General features: G+C 71.7%; 13 protein-coding genes. 8 read left to right on the top strand and 5 right to left on the bottom strand.

The features are described from left to right. The first annotated feature begins 29 nt into the window (after nucleotides 1–29). A complete protein-coding gene (locus AW271_RS06320; RefSeq protein ID WP_062333372.1) occupies nucleotides 30–1,211 on the top strand; it encodes a DNA polymerase domain-containing protein in 1,182 nt (393 codons plus the stop codon). Here AW271_RS06320 and AW271_RS06315 read toward each other — a convergent pair. The 5 genes from AW271_RS06315 to AW271_RS06295 all read right to left on the bottom strand — a co-directional run bounded on the left by AW271_RS06315 (nucleotide 1,193) and on the right by AW271_RS06295 (nucleotide 9,477). Further along, nucleotides 1,193–3,373 (bottom strand): FAD-dependent oxidoreductase, encoded by a 2,181-nt coding sequence (locus AW271_RS06315; protein WP_062333369.1) that lies wholly within the window; start codon nucleotides 3,371–3,373, stop codon nucleotides 1,193–1,195. The two genes, AW271_RS06320 and AW271_RS06315, sit on opposite strands and share 19 nt — an antisense overlap. After that, nucleotides 3,360–4,451, bottom strand: a complete 1,092-nt coding sequence (locus AW271_RS06310; RefSeq protein ID WP_062333366.1) for an alpha/beta fold hydrolase — start codon at nucleotides 4,449–4,451, stop codon at nucleotides 3,360–3,362. The genes AW271_RS06315 and AW271_RS06310 overlap by 14 nt, the downstream gene beginning before the upstream one ends. 71 nt (nucleotides 4,452–4,522) lie before the next feature. Further along, a complete protein-coding gene (locus AW271_RS06305) occupies nucleotides 4,523–7,294 on the bottom strand; it encodes a helix-turn-helix transcriptional regulator (protein ID WP_157553936.1) in 2,772 nt (923 codons plus the stop codon). 268 nt (nucleotides 7,295–7,562) lie between these two features. Then, nucleotides 7,563–8,582 (bottom strand): glutamine synthetase, encoded by a 1,020-nt coding sequence (glnII, locus tag AW271_RS06300; RefSeq protein ID WP_062333363.1) that lies wholly within the window; start codon nucleotides 8,580–8,582, stop codon nucleotides 7,563–7,565. Nucleotides 8,583–8,715: 133 nt separating this feature from the next. Continuing rightward, nucleotides 8,716–9,477 carry a VOC family protein gene (locus AW271_RS06295; protein ID WP_062333360.1) on the bottom strand — a complete coding sequence of 254 codons (762 nt, stop codon included), beginning with the start codon at nucleotides 9,475–9,477 and terminating at the stop codon, nucleotides 8,716–8,718. A gap of 147 nt (nucleotides 9,478–9,624) precedes the next feature. Here AW271_RS06295 and AW271_RS06290 point away from each other — a divergent pair, with 147 nt between their 5' ends. The 7 genes from AW271_RS06290 (at nucleotide 9,625) to AW271_RS06260 (ending at nucleotide 18,872) form a co-directional block, all read left to right on the top strand. Next, nucleotides 9,625–9,930, top strand: coding sequence for a hypothetical protein (locus AW271_RS06290; RefSeq protein WP_062333357.1), 306 nt, complete (start codon nucleotides 9,625–9,627; stop codon nucleotides 9,928–9,930). Between the two features lie 36 nt (nucleotides 9,931–9,966). Beyond that, a complete protein-coding gene (locus tag AW271_RS06285; protein ID WP_245652956.1) occupies nucleotides 9,967–11,847 on the top strand; it encodes an APC family permease in 1,881 nt (626 codons plus the stop codon). Nucleotides 11,848–11,919: 72 nt separating this feature from the next. Beyond that, complete coding sequence (locus AW271_RS39505; RefSeq protein ID WP_062333350.1) at nucleotides 11,920–12,009, top strand: potassium-transporting ATPase subunit F; 90 nt, start codon at nucleotides 11,920–11,922, stop codon at nucleotides 12,007–12,009. Then, complete coding sequence (gene kdpA / locus AW271_RS06275; protein WP_062333347.1) at nucleotides 12,009–13,649, top strand: potassium-transporting ATPase subunit KdpA; 1,641 nt, start codon at nucleotides 12,009–12,011, stop codon at nucleotides 13,647–13,649. The genes AW271_RS39505 and kdpA overlap by 1 nt, the downstream gene beginning before the upstream one ends. Then, the gene (gene kdpB, locus AW271_RS43310) at nucleotides 13,646–15,610 is read left to right on the top strand and encodes a potassium-transporting ATPase subunit KdpB (protein WP_062333344.1); all 1,965 of its coding nucleotides are present in this window, start codon (nucleotides 13,646–13,648) and stop codon (nucleotides 15,608–15,610) included. The genes kdpA and kdpB overlap by 4 nt, the downstream gene beginning before the upstream one ends. Next, entirely contained in the window at nucleotides 15,607–16,365 is a 759-nt protein-coding gene (locus tag AW271_RS06265) for a potassium-transporting ATPase subunit C (protein WP_245652955.1), read from the top strand. The genes kdpB and AW271_RS06265 overlap by 4 nt, the downstream gene beginning before the upstream one ends. Continuing rightward, on the top strand, nucleotides 16,362–18,872 hold the full coding sequence (locus AW271_RS06260) for a DUF4118 domain-containing protein (protein ID WP_062333342.1): 2,511 nt from the start codon (nucleotides 16,362–16,364) through the stop codon (nucleotides 18,870–18,872). The genes AW271_RS06265 and AW271_RS06260 overlap by 4 nt, the downstream gene beginning before the upstream one ends. Nucleotides 18,873–18,884 lie beyond the last annotated feature (12 nt).

The raw sequence follows: 18,884 nt of genomic DNA, 5'->3' as shown, positions 1-18,884 counted from the left end.
AATCTGCCCGAAGAATTAAGGTGAGAGACATGCCCGGCGCGGAGATCGTGGAAGCCGGCGGGCGCGAGGTCACGATCACCAATCCCGATCGGGTGGTCTTCCCGCGCACCGGCCACACCAAGCTCGACCTGGTCCGTTACTACCTGTCGGTCGGCGGGGGAGCCCTGCGGGGGGTCGCCGACCGGCCGACCGTGCTCAAACGTTTCGTCCACGGCGTCGACGAGGAGCCGTTCTTCCAGAAGCGGGCGCCCGCCAAGCGGCCCGACTGGATCGACGTCGCCGAGTTCCGCTACCCGAGCGGGCGCAGCGCCGAAGAGGTCGTCGGGCGCGACCTGGCGACCGTCGCGTGGTGCGTCAACCTGGGCTGCGTCGACCTCAACCCGCATTCCGTGCGCTTCCCCGACATCGACCACCCCGACGAACTGCGCGTCGACCTCGACCCGGTGCCGGGCGTGCCGTGGCCCGACATCATCGCGGTCGCGCTGACCGCCCGCGACGTCCTGGCGGAGCACGGCCTGACGCCGTTCCCGAAGACGTCGGGCTCGCGCGGCTTCCACGTCTACGCGCCGATCGCGCCCGGCTGGACCTATCCCCAGGTGCGCAAGGCCGCCGAGGCGGTGGCCCGCGAGGTCGAGCGGCGCGCCCCCGAGCTCGCCACCTCCCACTGGTGGAAGGAGGAGCGGCAGGGCGTCTTCGTCGACTTCAACCAGAACGCCCGCGACCGCACCACCGTCAGCGCCTACTCCGTCCGCCCGACCGGCTGGGTGTCGACCCCGCTGACCTGGGACGAAGTGCCCACCTGCGACCCGACCGAGTTCACGATGGAGGCGGTCACCGCCCGCTTCGAGGAACGCGGCGACCCGTGGGCCGCGATGGACGGCGTGGAGGGCTCGCTCGACTCGCTGCTCGCGCTGGCCAAGGCGCAGGGGCCCCGGCCGAAGAACCCGCAGAAGTATCCGGTCATCGAGATCGCCCGGTCCGAGAAGAAGGAACCGGCGCTCCGGGCGCTGGAGAACTGGAGACGGCGGCACCCCGAAGCGGCCGCGCGGCTCGAACCCGCCGACGTCCTCGTCGACTCGATGCGCGGCCGCTCGTCGACCTGGACCCGCATCCGGGTCAACCTCCAGCACGTGCCGGAGGACGAGAGGCCCCCGCAGGAGCCCCTCGAAGTCGACTTCGACCCGTGGGCCGCCTACCGCCCCGGTCCGTAGACGTCCCAGAGCTCGCCCAGGAAGAAGGTGCCGAACCGGGCCAGCGCCGCCAGCCCGTTCGGCCCCGTCGTCTTGAACGTCGTCAGCATGCGCGCCAGGTCGGACGGCGAGATGTGCATGGTCCCCGAACCGAGCGGCTTCGCCGGGTCGTCCTCCTGTACGTGGCCTTCGAGCAGCCGCGTGTGCAACGTCGACGTGTCGAGCCAGAGCCGCGTGGGCGGCCCGTGCTCGACGTGCTTGGTCCCCGCCAGAGTGCGGGGCCGGCCCTCGCCGTCGCGGAAGTGCAGCAGGTAGCGCATCTCCCGGCGATCGGGCGCCTCTCCGGGTGCGAAGAGGTTGAACCAGCCCCGCTCGATGGGACGCCGGCCCCCGCAGACAGCGGCGTCTATCCATCCCTCCGCCCGTGCCGTGTGCTCGGGCTCGGCGAGGAAGCGGTCGACGTCGTCGGCCGTGATGGTGATCCGGAAGCTGACCGGATCGCTGCCGTCGAGCGAACCGCGCATCTCCTCGGTGAAGGAGAGCCCGGTGACCGTGCGGATTCCCATCAGACGTGCCTTCTTCGTCGTGGTCATTCGGTCGGCCAGCCGGGTGGCCAGCCGGTCGGCCATGGCCGCGATGGTCAGGGCCGGATTGGCCCCCACGGGGCCGGGCATGGCCGCGCCGTCGGCGACGTACAGGCCCTCGTGCCCGAAGACCTGGCCGTCGGCGTCGATGACGCCCTCGCCGACGTGGCGGCCCATCGGCGCGCCGCCGAGCGGGTGGACGGTGACCACCCGCTTCAGCGGCGCGTCGGAGTAGTCGGCGCCCAGCACGTCGCCGATCCGGCGGATCGTGCCGCGCACCCGGTCGAAATATGCGTCGCTGGTCTCGGCCGTCCAGTCGAGAACCAGCCGGTCGCCCGACAGACGCAGGATGCCGTCGGGCACGTCACGGCCCATGGCCAGCATCGGCAGCGACCGGTCCGAGAGCTCGCCTCTCCCCATGAGGCGGGCGAACTCGGCCGACAGGTTGTGGTCGCGGGTGACCAGGCCCCGTACGCGCTCCAGCGCGAACCTGACCGCCCGCTTGAACTCGTCGCCGACGTCGGCGGCCTCCGCTATCCAGTCGACGAAGGCGGGGAACCCGCCCTCCTGGATGTACGCCGACCCCGGCAACCTGACCACACTCGTGATGACCGGTCCCTTCGACGCCGCCACGGGCCGGTCCTTGGACCGCAGCAGGAACGCGATCAGATCGCCGTTGCCGGAGAACCGGGTGCCCAGCATGTGGCTCATGCCGGGCAGCGCGTGCCGGTTCGACAACAGCAGCTTCACCGTGCCGTACGTCCCCGCGGCCAGCACCAGCGCGTCGCAGCTGATCGAGTGAGGGCCGGTCAGGGGGTCGTGCTGGAGATAGCCGATGTCGTAGCCGCCGCCGGTGCGCGGGGTGATCGTCTTCACCTCGTGCAGGGTCCGGATGTCGGCGCCCAGGTGGCGGGCGGCGGCCAGGTAGTTGTGGTCGAGGCTGTTCTTGGCGCCCTCGTTGCAGCCGATGTTGCACTCGCCGCAGAGCCGGCAGGTCCGGCGGCCGGTGGGATGCAGGCTGCCGTATTCGGGCTCGATGATCGGCAGACCCAGGCCCGGCTCGGCGCCCGGCTTGGGGGCGAAGGCGACGGCCAGCGGCGGCAGCGAGAAGTCGAGGCCCAGTTCGGCCGCGGCGTCCTGGATGACCCGCGTCTTCAGCGTGTCGCGGTAGGCCGGGCGGTCGATCGGGTAGGTGGTGGCGCCGAGCATGCGCTCGACCTCGTCGTAGTGGGGGTCGAGGTCGGCCCGGCCGACCGGCCAGTTCTCGTAGCCGCCGCCCGGGAGCGGCGACTCGGTGACGAACGCCTCCTCGTCCTTGCGCAGCAGCACGTTGGCGTAGATGAGCGAGCCGCCGCCCAGGCCGCTGGAGACGATCGAGTCGCACGAGCCGAAGCTCCACACGTCGTACATGCCGTGGAGGCCCTCGGACGGGTCCCAGAACGCGCGGCCCATCTGGGCGGGGCTGCGCGGGAAGCTGCCGGGCGGGTAGGGACGGCCGCGTTCGAGCACCACGACCGACAGGCCGGCCTCGGCCAGCCGGTAGGCCGCCACCGCCCCGCCGAAGCCGGAGCCGACGACCACCGCGTCAACGTGCTCCACTGCCGCTCCTCTTGATGAAGTCGAGGATGTGCGGGAAGACGTCGAGGTGGGCGTTCTTGCCGATGATCGGGTCGACGTGGCCGTAGCCGGGGAGCACCCGGAGTTCGTGCAGGCCCGGGTTGTTCCTCGACATGACTTCGTGGCAGACGATGTTGGAGTCGCGGAACACGTGGTTGCGGTCGCCGGTGAGGAACAGCACCGGCACGTCGATGTCGGCGGCCGCCGCCAGGTAGTCGGCGGGCAGGTCGCGGAACCGGTCGTCGTGGCGTACGGCGTGGCCGGCCCGGACCATCTTCCGCATGTGCCGGTAGTAGTGCACGCCGTTGGCGCCGAACAGGTCGGCCACCCGCCGGTGGGTCTCCTCGGCCAGGTTCTGGTGGCTCCACAGGCCGGGGTTCCCGGCCCCCCACATGAAGCTGATCATGTGGCACGACCGCACGTCGCACTCGCGGTGGAACAGCGACACCATCCGCGAGATCATCCAGCCGCGCGTCATGACGGGGGCGTCGCCGAACCTCGGGTCGAGGAACGGCACCCCGGCGACGTAGTCGAAGAAGCCCGGCCCGAACGCCAGCTTGAGCTTCGACCAGGCCGGCACGTGGGTGACCAGGGCGACGCTGTTGGAGGTGACGCTGGCGATCCCGTCGACCAGGCCGGCGGCCAGGCTCATCATGAACGACACCGAACCGAGGCACTGCGCGATCACGTGGATGCGCTTGTGCGGCCCGATGTGGCGGCGCAGCTCGGCCAGCCCGGCCGGGTGGTCGAACAGCGCGATGTCGTCGAGGGTGTAGCGGTGCGTCTCGGTGTCGTACGGGTGGCGGCAGCTCATCCGGAAGTCCAGGGACCAGACGTCGGTCAGCCCGTTGTTGAGCAGGTAGGTCACCAGGTTGACGTGCTCCGGCATGATGAACATGTCGGTGGAGGCGGGCAGACCGTGCAGCAGCAGCACGACGTCGTCGGAATCGGCCCGGAAGAACCGGGTCAGTTCGAGGCCCAGGCCGTCGTCGGTCGGGAACGGGAACATGGTGATCTCGGCGTCGCTGACGCCGTCGTTGGTGAACCGGGCGATGCGCATGAGTCCGCCTCCTCTCGGGTCCCACAATGCCAAGGCGGGGCACACCCCTACATCGTGGAAAACTCGTACATTCAGCCGAGCTGGCCGAGCGCGGCCGTCATGCCGCCGCGAGAGGTCACCCCGAGCTTCTCGAACGCCCTGGTCAGGTGGGTCTCCACCGTGCGCACCGAGATGTGCAGGCGGGTCGCGATCTGCTGGTTGCTGCACCCCTCGGCGACCAGCCGGGCGATCTCCAGCTCGCGCCCCGTCAACCCGTGGGCCCCCGTGGCCCGCGCCGCCGCCACCCGCTTGCCGGCGCGGCGCTGTTCCCGCACCGCGGCGGCGGCCATGCCCCGGGCCCCGCACGCGGTGAAGATCTCGTGGGCCGCCTCCAGATGCGGCAGCGCGGCCCGTTTGCGGCCCCCGTCGACGCACGCCACGCCCGCCCGCAGCAGCGCGCGGCCGGCGTCGAGCCGGTGGCCGGCCCTGGTGAGGATCTCGGCGGCGGTCAGCGCCAGTTCCTCGGCCTCGGCGCCGACCGTCGCGTGGGCGCGGGCCAGGCGGGCCAGCCCGTCGGTGAGCTCCAGCTCCGGGCGGACCATCGCGGCCGCCCGCTCGGCCCAGGCGACCGACTCCTTCGGCTCGTTCCTGGCGGCGTGGGCGCAGGCCATGGTCTCGCAGAAGGCGAGCATGCTGAACTCCTCCAGCCGGTCGCCCGCGAAGTCCTCCTCGACGGCCGCGACGGCCTCCTCGTCGATGCGGCCCGAGTTGGCCAGGGCGGTGGCGTAGGCGAAGCGGGCCTGCGCGCCCGGCCACTCGCTGACGCTGACGCCCGAGGTGGCGGCCTCGTGGCCCAGGCGGATGGCGTCCTCGTCGTCGCCGGCCGCGCCGGCCAGGAGGCTCTGCTGGGCCATGGCGACCACCCGGGCGTAGCCGGAGTTGAGCAGCAGGGCGATCTCGGCCGACTCCTCGGCGGCGATCTGGCCCTCGGGGATGCGTCCGAGCACGCCGTTGAGGCGGGCCAGCCCGGCCAGCATGTTGGTCAGGATGAAGGTCTGGCCGGTCGCCTTGACCGCCGCGATGGCCCGCTCGAACCGGGCCAGGGCCGGCCGGTGCCGCCCGAGCCAGATCTCCGACCAGCACATCCAGGCGACGGTGTCCATCCAGGCGAGCTGGTGGATCTCGGGGGTGGCCTCGGCGAGCTCCTGCGCGGCGGCGATGTGGCCGAGCGCCTCCTCCACGCGGTGGCCGGCGTAGGCGGTCATCGGGCGCAACATCGCGATGGCCAGCCGCAGGCCGGGGTCGTCGCTGTCATCGGGCATGAAGTCGAGCACCGCCTGCCCGGCGCGGTGGTCGCCGCGCATCAGGCTCTCGGCGACCAGGCGGAGCCGCATCGGCAGCGCCGCCGGGAGCCGCGGCTCGGGGATCTCCCGCAGCTCCGACACCAGCACGGCTCTTCCTTCGCCGGGCCGGTCGAGCAGCCGCTCGACGAGGGCGCAGAACCGGGCGGCCTGGGCCCGGCGGGCGTAGTCGTCGCGGGGGAGCAGCCGCAGCACCTCGTATGCGGTGTTCCTGGCCTCGGTGAGGCGTCCGCTGACGGTCTGGTTGCGGGCCAGCTCCAGCAGCAGGTCGAGCCGGTCGGTGGTGTCGGGCAGCAGCCCGAGCGCGGCCTGCAGCCAGTGGGCCGAGGTGGCCGGGGCGGTGGTGGCGACCTGCCGGGCGGCGGTGACGAGCACGTCGACCGCGTCGCGGTCGCCGAAGGCCGCCGAACGTTCCACGTGCACCGCGCGCAGCGGGGCCGGGGCGTCGACCTCGGCCAGCCGTTCGGCGATCCGCCGATGGGCCGACAACCGCCACCCGGCCTTGGCCGACTCGTACGCCGCCTGCCGCACCAGCGGATGGCGGAACCGGAACCGCCCGCCCGCGCCGGGCCGCACTAGGTCGCGGTCGACCAGTTCGTCGAGCGCGTCGAGGGCGGTGGCCAGCGGCACCTTGGCGGCCACGGCGGCCAGGCCCGCCTCGAACTCGTCGGCGGCCACCGCAGCGCCCTGTGCGACGATCAGCGCGTGGCCGGACAGGTCGCGCAGCTCCAGGGCGAGCGCGTCGGTCTTGGAGCCGGGCAGGTCGCCGGCCTCGATGCGGGCCAGGGCCTGTAAGTAGAAGGGGTAGCCCTCGCTGGCGTCGTAGAGGGCCTTCTTGCGGCTCCTGGTCACGTTGGGGCCGAGCAGCTCGCCGGCCTCGTCCTCGGAGAGGGGCCCGATCGTCACGCGCGCGCCGCCGAGCGCGAGCCGGGGCGGCGCCTGTTTCGGCCGGTAGGCCACCACGACCAGCAGCGGCGCCTTGGGCGAGTGACGGCTGACGTGGTCGAGGAACTCGACGGTGGCGTCGTCGGCCCAGTGGACGTCGTCGAGCACCAGCACCAGCCCGCCGGGCCGGGCGATCCGGGCGAGCAGCTGCGCGACGGCGCGGTAGAGGCGGTAGCGGGCCAGCGCCGACACGTCGTCGGAGGGCTCGGCGGTCGCCCCTAAGGCGGGGAAGACGGAGGCGAGCAACTGGGCGTCGTGACCGGGCGCGTCGGGGCCGGGGTGCTCGTGGCGGGTTTCCTCGAGGTGGCCGTCGAGGGCGTCGACCAGCGCCGAGAACGGCATGACCTGTTCGAACTCGGCGGCCCGGCCCCAGAGGGTGCGGCAGCCGCGTTCGGTGGCGAGTCTCTCGAGCTCGGCCAGCAGCCGGGTCTTCCCGGCTCCGGGCTCGCCGACGAGCGCGAGCAGCCGGAACTCTCCGCTCACGATCGCGTCCAGCGACCCCCGAAGATCATTCAGCACGTCCCGCCGGCCGACCAGGGGGGCAGAATGATCATTCATCGGCGGCACCATGATCACTTGCCTGGTATCTCACAGCGACTTTACAGCGACGGCGAAAACGATGCCCGGCATTAACGTGCATCACCGCCGCATTCCACGCATAGTCATGCAAATCGTGTAGGGCATCTGGGTGATTCTTGCGTGCCGCCGTCGGGGCCGGTGCGCACCGGGGGAGGGTGGTCGTCCGTTTACGGGGTTTCGGACCGCCGAAACGGACGCGGCCCCTCCGCGCCGAGGGGCGCGAAGGGGCCGGGGTCGCGGCTGTGGGTTACACGAGGCCCTTGGTCTCGAGGACCGAGCAGCAGGTGTTCACCAGCAGGCGGGTGACGACGTAGGGGTCGGCGTTGGCGTTGGGGCGACGGTCTTCGATGTAGCCCTTCTTGTCGACCTCGACCTGCCACGGGATGCGGACCGAGGCGCCGCGGTTGGACACGCCGTAGCTGTAGACGTTGTAGGGCGCGGTCTCGTGGTGGCCGGTGAGGCGCTGCTCGATGCCGAAGCCGTAGCCGGCGATGTGCTCCTCGACCTTGCCCTCGCCGCCGAGCGCCTCGCAGGCCGCGATGATCGCGTCGTAGCCCTCGCGCATGGCCTTGGTGGAGAAGTTGGTGTGGGCGCCGGCGCCGTTCCAGTCGCCCTTGGCGGGCTTGGCGTCGAGGGTGGCGGAGACGCCGTAGTCTTCGGCGATCCGGTAGAGCAGGTAGCGGGCCATCCACATGTGGTCGGAGACCTCGAGGGGGCCGGCCGGGCCGATCTGGAACTCCCACTGGCCGGGCATGACCTCGGCGTTGATGCCGGAGAGCGCCAGGCCCGCCTCGATGCAGGCGTCCATGTGGGCCTCGACGATGTCACGGCCGACGACCTCGTCGGCGCCGATGCCGCAGTAGTAGGGGCCCTGCGGGCCGGGGAAGCCGCCGACCGGGAAGCCGTAGGGGCGGCCGTCCTTGAAGAAGGTGTACTCCTGCTCGATGCCGAACCACGACTCCTGGTCGGCGAACCGCTCCGCGACGGGGGTCAGCAGCGCCCGGGTGTTGGTCGGGTGGATCGAGCCGTCGACGTTGTAGACCTCGCAGAGCACGAGCACGTTGTCGCCGCCCCGGATGGGGTCGGGACACGAGAAGACCGGCTTGAGCACGCAGTCAGAGGCGTGGCCCTCGGCCTGGTTCGTGCTCGAACCGTCGAAGCCCCAGGTGGGGAGCTCGGCGCCGTCCGCCAGCACCTTGGTCTTGGACCGGAGCTTCGGGGTCGGCTCAGTGCCGTCAATCCAGATGTACTCGGCCTTGAACGCCAACGTCTTTCCCTTCCTCGGAGGCGGACCACGTCGATTGGCCGCCACGCCGAGATTGCCAAGAAGCCATTTCGAGTCCATTGCCCGTTTGTAACCACGATGTGAAACGGGAGGTCGCTGTGTTAAATCGTCCGGTTCAGCTGCTGGTGATCACGGCGAAGCGGGCGCCGAACTGGTCGGCCAGGACGGCGAACCGGCCCACGCTCTCGACCGAGACGGGCGGGTCGAGGATGGTGCCGCCCTCGGAGACGGTCGCCTCGACGGCCGCGTCGACGTCTCTGACCTCGAAGTAGGGCAACCAGAACGGCTTGGTGCCCGGGTTGAGGGTGATCACGCCGCCGATCGTCGGGCGGTCGCCGCCCGGCAGCCGGATCGTGGTGTAGCCGACCCCGGCGACGGTGGCTTCGATCGACTGGTGGTCGAGGGTCGCCTCGTAGAAGGGGGCGACGGCGGGCGGGCTGGCGACGTAGAGCTCGGTCCAGCCCAGGCTGCCGGGCTCGGTCACGGTGTCGAGGCCCTTGCGGCCCCGGCCCTGCCAGATCGCGAAGTCGGCCCCGGCCGGGTCGGTCAGGGCGGCGGTGCGGCCCTGGTCGAACACGTCGTAGGGGGCGACCCGGATCGTGCCGCCCGCCTTCTCGGCGCGGGCCACCGCCTCGTCGGCGTCGGGGGTGGCGAAGTAGATGGTCCAGGCCGAGCCGGTGCTCTCCTCGGTCAGCGGCCCGACCGCGGCGACGATCTTGCGGTCGTGAAGGAAGAAGCCGTAGCCGCCCGCGTCGGGGCCGGCCGACTGGAAGTCCCAGTCGAGCACGGAGGCGTAGAACGTGGTCGAGGCGTCGGTGTCGGGCGAGCCGAGGTCGATCCAGCAGGGGGCGCCCGGCAGGTAGTCGGTCGTGAGCATGCGAGCTCCTTCGAACAGGTTTTCGGGTGACGACACTCTGTCACGTCCTGCCGACAGTTTTTCCAAGATCGCTCGGTAAGCCCCCTGGAAAGAGGAGTGTTTCCGGCGAAATGGGGCGTTCGTGACTCCGCTCGATAGGGTCCGCTCATGCCGACCCAGATCATCCGCTACCGCGTCGCCGACCAGGAGAAGGCCGAGGAGAACGTGCGCCTCCTGGAGGCCGTCTTCGCCGAACTGGCCCGGGAGCGGCCCGACGGGATCACCTACCAGTCCTACCGGCTCGACGACGGGCTGACCTTCGTCCACGTCGTCACGACCGAGGACCTGCAGATCCTGATGCGCTTCGAGGCGTTCCTCGCGTTCACCCAGACCCTCGGGCAGCGCCTCGACGGCGTCCCGCACCGTGAACAGGCCACCCCCGTCGGGTTCTTCGACGGCCACCTGCGATCATGAGAAATCTCCCCCTCCGCAGCTGAGGAGGGGGTGGCCGTGGCCCTGCGGGAGTGGCTCCTGAACGGGCTCACGGCCGACCGGAGCCACCTGGAGCAGGGGCCGGAGGAGAAGCACGCCTGGTGGCGGGTCATGTGCCTGACCGGCGTCGACTACTTCTCCACCCTGGGCTACCAGCCGGGCATCGCCGCCCTCGCGGCGGGCGCGCTGTCGCCCGTCGCGACCCTGTTCCTGGTGGCGCTGACCCTGCTCGGCGCGCTGCCCGTCTACCGGTACGTCGCCGGGGAGAGCCCCCACGGCGCGGGCTCGATCGCGATGCTGGAGCGGCTGGTCCCGGCCTGGCAGGGCAAGCTCTTCGTGCTCTGCCTGCTCGGCTTCGCCGCCACCGACTTCGTCATCACCATGACCCTGTCGGCGGCCGACGCGACCGCCCACATCCTGGAGAACCCGTTCGCGCCGCACTGGCTCGAAGGTCAGCGGATCCCGGTCACGCTCGTGCTGCTGGCCGCCCTCGGGGCGATCTTCCTGGCCGGCTTCACCGAGGCCGTCGGGGTGGCGACCGCGCTCGTGGCCCTCTACCTGGCGCTGAACGCCGTGGTCGTGGCGGTGGCCATCGAACACGTCGCGGCCAACCCGGCCGTGTTCGGCCAGTGGGACCGGCTGCTGGAGGCCCGGCACGCCTCCCCGCTGGCCATGATCGGGCTGGCGCTGCTGGTCATGCCCCGGCTGGCGCTGGGCCTGTCGGGCTTCGAGACCGGCGTCGCGGTGATGCCGGTGATCAGGGGCGACATCCCGCAACGCATCAGGTCGGCCCGCAAGATGCTCACCGCGGCCGCCCTGATCATGAGCGTGTTCCTGCTCCTGAGCAGCTTCGTGACGACCCTGCTGATCCCGGCGCACGAGTTCCGGCCCGGCGGCGCCGCGAACGGCCGGGCGCTGGCCTTCCTGGCCCACCGTTACCTGGGCGAGTGGTTCGGCACCCTGTACGACGTCAGCACCATCGCCATCCTCTGGTTCGCCGGGGCCTCGGCGATGGCCGGGCTGATCAACCTGGTGCCCCGGTTCCTGCCGCGCTACGGCATGGCCCCCGAATGGACCTCGGCGGTCCGGCCGCTGGTGCTGATCCTCACCGTCATCGCCTTCGTGATCACCTTCATCTTCGACGCCGACGTCGACCAGCAGGCCGGCGCCTACGCCACCGGCGTGCTGGTGCTGATGTTGTCGGCGGCCGTCGCGAGCTGCCTGTCGACCCGGGCGAAGGGGCGGCGGAAGGCGGCGTGGGCCTTCGGGATCATCAGCGCGGTGCTGACGTACACGCTGGTCGACAACGTGATCGAGCGGCCCGACGGCGTCAAGATCGCCGCGTTCTTCATCGTGGCCATCGTGGTCACCTCGCTGATCTCGCGGGCGACCCGGTCGACCGAGCTGCGGGTGACGCGGGTGCGGCTCGACCCGCTGGCCGAGGAGTTCGTCAACGAGTGCTGCGCCGGCGAGCTGCACCTCATCGCCAACGAACCGCAGCGCCGCGACCAGGCCGAGTACAACGACAAGCTGCGGGAGAACTGGTTCATGCACCGGCTGCGCACCTCGGAGCAGGCGATGTTCGTCGAGGTCACCGTCAACGACGCCTCGGAGTTCGAGACCGAGCTGTACGTGCGGGGCGAGGAGCGGTTCGGCCACAAGGTGCTGAACGTGGAGAGCTCGACGGTGGCCAACGCGCTGGCCGCGCTGCTGCTCTACCTGCGCGACCGGACCGGCCGGGTGCCCAACATCTACTTCCACTGGACCGAGGGCAACCCGATCAACGCGATGCTCCGCTATCTGATCTTCGGCGGCGGCGACGTGCCGCCGCTGACCCGTGAGGTGCTGCGGCTCGCCGAGCCCGATCCGCTGAGGAGGCCGCACGTCCATGTGGGGTGACCTGATCCTCGTCGTGCTGACGATCGTGTTCTTCGTGCTGACCGCCGCGCTGGTGAAGGCGGTCGAGCGGTTGTGAGCGTCGTCAACCTCATCGGGCTCGTCGGCGCGGTCGCGCTGACGGTCTTCGTCGTCGTGGCGCTGCTGTTCCCGGAGCGGTTCTGATGACCGCGCTCACCCTGGTCGTCGTGCTCGCGCTGCTCTACCGGCCGCTGGGCGACCACATGCACCGGGTCTACACGGGCGTCCGCGACACCCGGGCCGAACGGCTGACCTACCGGCTGCTGGGGGTCGCGCCGCGCCGGGAGCAGCGGTGGCCGGGCTACGCGCGGTCGGTGCTGGCCTTCTCGCTGGTCTCGATCCTCTTCCTGTACGTCTTCCAGCGCGTCCAGAACCACCTCTTCCTGTCCCTGGGCTTCCCGCCGGTCACCGACCACGTGGCCTGGAACACCGCCGTCAGCTTCGTGACCAACACGAACTGGCAGTCCTACGCCGGTGAGAACACCATGGGGCACCTCGTCCAGATGAGCGGCCTGGCGGTGCAGAACTTCGCCTCGGCCGCCGTCGGCCTCGCGGTCGCGATGGCCCTGGTGCGCGGGTTCGCCCGCAGCGGCAGCGCCACGATCGGCAACTTCTGGGCCGACCTGGTCAGGGGGACGTACCGAATCCTGCTCCCGCTCGCCTTCGCGGGCGCGATCCTGCTGGTCGCGGGCGGCGTGGTGCAGAACCTCGCCGGGCCGCACGAGGTGCCCGCGGCCCTCGGCGGCACGACCACGCTGACCGGCGGGCCGGTCGCCGGCCAGGAGGCGGTCAAGCAGCTCGGCACCAACGGCGGCGGGTTCTACGCCGCCAACTCCGCGCACCCGTGGGAGAACCCGAACGGCTGGACCAACTGGCTGGCGAACCTGCTGATGCTGCTGATCCCGGTCGCGCTGCCGCGCACTTTCGGCCGCATGGTCGGCCAGCACCGCCAGGGGTACGCCCTGGCCGCCGTCGTCGCGGTCATCGCCATCGCCTCCATCGTGCTGACCAACGTCTTCGAGCTGCGCGCCGCCGCCACCGTCCCGCAGGCCGTCGGCATGGCGATGGAGGGCAAGGAGGTCAGGTTCGGCCTGTCCGAGAGCGCCACCTTCGCCGCGTCCACGACCCTGACCTCGACCGGGGCGGTCAACGCGGCGCACGACTCCTTCACCCCGCTCGGCGGCCTGATGACCATGGTCAACATGATGCTCGGCGAGGTCGCCCCGGGCGGGGTCGGCTCGGGCCTCTACGGCCTGCTGATCCTCGCCGTGATCACGGTCTTCGTGGCGGGGCTGATGGTCGGCCGCACGCCCGAATACCTGGGCAAGAAGATCACCGCCCGGGAGATCAAGCTCGCCTCGCTCTACTTCCTGGTCACCCCGGTCCTGGTGCTGACCGGCGCCGCGCTGGCCCTGGCCAACCGGGCGGGCCTGGCCGGGATGCTGAACACCGGCCCCCACGGCCTCTCCGAGGTCCTCTACGCGTTCGCCAGCGCCGCGAACAACAACGGCTCGGCGTTCGCCGGGCTGACCACGAACACCCCGTGGTGGGACGTCGCCCTCGGCGTCGCCATGCTGGCAGGCCGGTTCGTGCCGATCGTGTTCGTGCTGGCCCTGGCCGGGTCGCTGGCCCGGCAGACGCCCGTGCCCTCGTCGGCCGGCACCCTGCCCACCCACCGGCCGCAGTTCGTCGGCCTGGTGATCGGCGTGACCGTCGTCGTGGTGGCGCTGACCTTCCTGCCCGCGCTGGCCCTCGGCCCGCTGGCCGAGGGGGTCGGCGGATGACCGCCCTGCTCGGCGCGCTGGCCAAGCTCAGCCCCCTGACGATGTGGCGCAACCCGGTGATGTTCGTCGTCGAGACGGGCGCGGTCGCGGCCACCGTCCTGGCCGTCGTGACGCCCGGCTTCTTCGCCTGGGCGGTCGTGGTGTGGCTCTGGCTGACCGTGGTGTTCGCCAACCTGGCCGAGTCGGTCGCCGAGGACCGGGGCAAGGCGCAGGCCGCGAGCCTGCGCGCGGCCCGGCCCGCCGTCGCGCCCCGGACGGGCGACGTCGTCGTGGTCGAGGCGGGGCAGGTCATCCCGGGCGACGGCGACGTGATCGAGGGCATCGCCAGCGTCGACGAGTCGGCCATCACCGGCGAGTCGGCCCCGGTCATCCGGGAGTCGGGCGGCGACCGGAGCGCCGTCACCGGCGGCACCAAGGTGCTGTCGGACCGGATCGTGGTGCGGATCACCCAGAAACCGGGGGAGAGCTTCGTCGACCGGATGATCGCCCTGGTCGATTTTTTTTTCAAGCAGAAGACGGCATACGAGATCGCGCTGAACATCCTGCTCGCCGCGCTGACCGTCGTCTTCCTGGTCGCCACGGCCACCATGCAGCCGATGGCGATCTACTCCAAGGCCGTCAACCCCGGCGTGCCCGACTCGGCCGCGCTGACCGCCGACGGGGTCACCGGGGTGACGCTCGTCGCGCTGCTGGTCTGCCTGATCCCGACCACCATCGGGGCGCTGCTGTCGGCGATCGGCATCGCCGGGCTGGACCGGCTGGTGCGGCGCAACGTGCTGGCCATGAGCGGCCGGGCGGTCGAGGCGGCCGGCGACGTCACCACCCTGCTGCTCGACAAGACCGGCACCATCACGCTCGGCAACCGGCAGGCCGCCGCCTTCCAGGCCGCCGAGGGCGTCGACCTGCGCGACCTCGCCGAGGCCGCCCAGCTCTCCAGCCTGGCCGACGACACCCCCGAGGGCCGCTCCATCGTCGTCTACGCCAAGGAGCACTTCGGCCTGCGCGAACGCCCGGTCGCCGGGGCGCACTGGGTGCCGTTCTCGGCGCGGACCCGGATGAGCGGGGTCGACGTCGGCGACCGGCAGATCCGCAAGGGCGCCGCCACCGCCGTCGTGCAATGGGTGCGCGAGGCCGGCGGCCGCCCCACCGCCGAGATCGGCCCGCTGGTCGACGGCATCGCCGCCAGCGGCGGCACCCCGCTCGTGGTGGCCGAACGCGGCCGGGTGCTCGGCGTGATCCACCTCAAGGACGTCGTCAAGCAGGGCATGCGCGAGCGCTTCGACGAGATGCGCCGCATGGGCATCAGGACCGTCATGATCACCGGCGACAACCCCCTCACCGCCAAGGCCATCGCCGACGAGGCGGGCGTGGACGACTTCCTCGCCGAGGCCACCCCCGAGGACAAGCTCGCCCTCATCAGGCGCGAGCAGCTCGGCGGCCGGCTCGTCGCGATGACCGGCGACGGCACCAACGACGCCCCCGCCCTGGCCCAGGCCGACGTCGGCGTGGCCATGAACACCGGCACCAGCGCCGCCAAGGAGGCCGGGAACATGGTCGACCTCGACTCCAACCCGACCAAGCTCATCGAGATCGTGGAGATCGGCAAGCAGCTGCTCATCACCCGGGGCGCGCTCACGACGTTCTCCATCGCCAACGACATCGCGAAGTACTTCGCGATCATCCCGGCCGTCTTCGCCGCCGTCTATCCGGGCCTCGACGCACTGAACGTGATGCGCCTGGCCACCCCGCAGTCGGCGATCTTGTCGGCGGTGGTCTTCAACGCCCTGGTCATCGTGGCGCTGATCCCGCTCGCGCTGCGCGGCGTCGCCTACCGTCCGGCGAACGCCTCGGCGCTGCTCGGCCGCAACCTGCTCGTCTACGGGCTGGGCGGGGTGCTGGCCCCGTTCGCCGGAATCAAGATCATCGATCTCGTCATCCACCACCTGCCGGGGTTGTCGTGATCCGCCGTCTCGGCGTGGCGATCCGCGCGCTCATGGTGCTGACCGTGGTCGCCGGCGGCCTCTACCCGCTCGTCGTCCTGGGCGTCGCGCAGCTGTTCTTCCGGCACCAGGCCGACGGTTCGCCGCTCGCCAAGGGCAGCCGGCTGATCGCGCAGGACTTCGCCGGGCACCCCCGCTACTTCCAGAGCCGCCCCTCGGCCACCGGCTACGACGTGCTGCGCACCGGGGCGAGCAACCTCGGGCCGGAGAGCGTGGTCGACGTGCCGGGGAGACCGAGCCTGCTCACCCAGGTCTGCGCCCGATCCAAGCGGGTCGGGGAGCGGGAGGGGGTGAGCGGCGCCCGGCCGTTCTGCACCGGCTCGGGGGTCGGCGCGGTGCTCAAGGTGTTCCCGGGCCGGGTGGTCAGCGTGAACGAACCGTGCCCGGCGGTGCCCTTCATGACCGAATATCAGGGAGTGAACGTCGAATGCGCCCAAAAGGGACAGAGCTATGCGGCCGGCCGGACCGTGCCCATCAGGGGCGGCGCCCGGTGGACCGTCCCGCCGGACGCGGTGACGGCGAGCGGGTCGGGCCTCGATCCGCACATCTCGGTCAGGTACGCCGACCTCCAGGCCGCCCGCGTCGCGAGGGAACGCGGCCGCCCGGTCGAAGAGGTCCGCGCCCTTGTCCGCCGCCATACCGACGTCCCCGCCATCGGCTTCATGGGTGAGCCCGGCGTCAACGTCCTGGCGCTCAACCTGGACCTCGACCGATGACGGTCCGGGGCCGCCTGCGCGTCTACCTGGGCGCGGCCCCGGGGGTCGGCAAGACCTTCGCCATGCTCGGCGAGGGCCGCCGCGCGGCCGAACGCGGCCGTGACGTCGTGGTCGGCCTGGTCGAGACGCACGGCCGCCCCAAGACGGCCGCGCTGCTCGCCGGCCTGGAGGCGGTGCCGCGCCGGGAGCTGCCCTACCGGGGCGCCCTCTTCACCGAGATGGACGTCGACGCCGTGCTCGCCCGCCGCCCGAAGGTCGCCCTGGTCGACGAGCTCGCGCACACCAACGTGCCGGGCTCGCGCAACGCCAAACGCTGGCAGGACGTCGAGGAGCTGCTAGACGCCGGGATCGACGTCGTCACGACGGTGAACGTGCAGCACCTGGAGTCGCTCAACGACGTCGTCGAGGAGATCACCGGCGTCCCGCAGCGGGAGACGGTGCCCGACGAGGTGGTGCGCCGGGCCGACCAGATCGAGCTGGTCGACATGTCGCCCGAGGCGCTGCGCCGCCGCATGGCCCACGGCAACGTCTACGCCCCCGAGAAGGTCGACGCGGCGCTGTCCAACTACTTCCGGGTCGGCAACCTGACCGCGCTGCGCGAACTGGCGCTGCTCTGGGTGGCCGGGCGGGTCGACGACCAGCTCGACCGCTACCGCGCCGAACACGGCATCGCCACCACGTGGGAGGCCCGCGAACGTGTCGTCGTGGCGCTGACCGGCGGCCCCGAGGGCGACACCCTGATCCGGCGCGCGGCCCGCGTCACCACCCGCACCAAGGGCGCCGACCTGCTGGCCGTGCACGTCACCCAGGGCGACGGCCTCGTCGGGGGCGACCCCGTCCACCTGGCCCGGCAGCGCGCCCTGGTCGAGGCGCTCGGCGGGACCTACCACCAGGTCGTCGGCGACGACGTGCCCCGGGCGCTGCTCGACTTCGCGCGCGGGGTGAACGCCACCCAGCTCGTGCTCGGCGCGTCGCGGCGGGGGCGGCTGGCGCAGATCCTCTTCCGGGGGGTCGGGGCCGAGACGATCGCGCGGTCGGGCTCGATCGACGTCCACATGATCACCCATCAGCAGGCCCGCCGGGGCCTGCCCCGGCCCGGCTCCCGGGCCGCGCTGACCCGCAGACGCCGCCTCGCCGGATGGGCGACGGCGCTGGCCGGCATGCCCGCGCTGACCGCCGTCGTCTACCCGCTGCGCGACATGCTCGCGCTGCCCAGCGAGATCCTGCTGTTCCTGCTGCTGGTCGTGATGGTCGCCCTGGTCGGCGGCATGTCACCGGCGATCACGGCCGCCGTCGTCGGCTTCCTGCTGCTGAACTACTTCTTCACCCCGCCGGTCGACAAGATCACCGTCGCCGACCCGCAGAACCTCCTCGCCCTCTTCGTGTACGTCCTGGTCGCCGTCATGGTGAGCCTGGTGGTCGACCTGGCGGCCCGCCGCACCCGCGAGGCCGCCATGGCGGGCGCCGACGCCGAGGTCCTGTCGACCCTGGCGGGCCACGTGCTGCGCGGCGAGGCGGCGCTGCCCTCCCTGCTGGCCCGCCTCCGCGAGACCTACGGCCTCACCTCGGTCACCCTGCTCGAACGCGCCGCCGCCCCCGCCCTCGACGACCGCGCCGACCCCGAGGCGTGGCGCATCGTCGCCACCTCCGGAGGGGTGCCGTGCACGAGCCCGGGGGCCGCCGACACCGACGTGGTGATCGACGAGAACCTGGTGCTGGCGGTGCGCGGCCGCCTGCTGGGCGCCTCCGACCGCCGGGTCCTGGAGGCGTTCGCCGCCGAGACGGCCGTCGCGCTGCGCCAGCGCCGCCTGGAGGAGGAGGCCGAACAGGCCAAACCGCTGGCCGAGGCCGACCGTATGCGCACCGCCCTGCTCGCCGCCGTCAGCCACGACCTGCGCACCCCCCTCGCCTCGGCGAAGGCGGCGGTCGAGGGCCTACGCAGCACCGACGTGACGTGGTCGCCCGCCGACCAGGCCGAACTGCTCGCCACCGCCGACGAGTCGCTGGTGAAGCTGACCCGGCTGGTGGAGAACCTCCTCGACATGAGCCGGCTCCAGGCCGGGGTGCTCGGCGTGGCCCTCCAGCCGGTCGCCCTGGCCGAGGTGCTGCCCAGGGCGGTCGAGGACCTGCGGGTGCGCGTCGACGTGCCCGACGACCTGCCCGAGGTGACGGCCGACCCGGCGCTGCTGGAACGCGTGCTGGCCAACCTGGTGTCGAACGCGCTGCGCTACAGCCCCGACTACGTGCTGGTGACGGCCAGCTCCCACGACAACAAGGTGGAGATCCGCGTGGTCGACCGCGGCCCCGGCATCCCGCCGGAGGCCCACGACCAGGTCTTCCAGCCCTTCCAGCGCCTCGGCGACCGCGACACCCACTCGGGGGTCGGGCTGGGGCTCGCGCTGTCGCGCGGCCTGGCCGAGGCGATGGGCGGCGCACTCACCCCGGACGAGACGCCGGGCGGCGGGCTGACCATGACGGTGACGTTGCCCATAGCCTCTGGACGGTGATGTTTTCCTGGC

It is taken from the genome of Herbidospora sakaeratensis (assembly GCF_001570525.1).
GTDB classification, from domain to species: domain Bacteria; phylum Actinomycetota; class Actinomycetes; order Streptosporangiales; family Streptosporangiaceae; genus Herbidospora; species Herbidospora sakaeratensis.
The sequence above is the reverse complement of the archived record's forward strand: the minus strand, read 5'-3'. Positions and strand labels throughout refer to the sequence as shown.

Coding starts and splice junctions, on each gene's coding strand:
- kdpB (WP_062333344.1), top strand. CDS start 13,646: ATGACCGCCCTGCTCGGCGCGCTGGCCAAGCTCAGCCCCCTGACGATG.
- AW271_RS06320 (WP_062333372.1), top strand. CDS start 30: ATGCCCGGCGCGGAGATCGTGGAAGCCGGCGGGCGCGAGGTCACGATC.
- kdpA (WP_062333347.1), top strand. CDS start 12,009: ATGACCGCGCTCACCCTGGTCGTCGTGCTCGCGCTGCTCTACCGGCCG.
- AW271_RS06295 (WP_062333360.1), bottom strand. CDS start 9,477: ATGCTCACGACCGACTACCTGCCGGGCGCCCCCTGCTGGATCGACCTC.
- AW271_RS06305 (WP_157553936.1), bottom strand. CDS start 7,294: ATGAATGATCATTCTGCCCCCCTGGTCGGCCGGCGGGACGTGCTGAAT.
- AW271_RS06310 (WP_062333366.1), bottom strand. CDS start 4,451: ATGCGCATCGCCCGGTTCACCAACGACGGCGTCAGCGACGCCGAGATC.
- AW271_RS06260 (WP_062333342.1), top strand. CDS start 16,362: ATGACGGTCCGGGGCCGCCTGCGCGTCTACCTGGGCGCGGCCCCGGGG.
- AW271_RS06290 (WP_062333357.1), top strand. CDS start 9,625: ATGCCGACCCAGATCATCCGCTACCGCGTCGCCGACCAGGAGAAGGCC.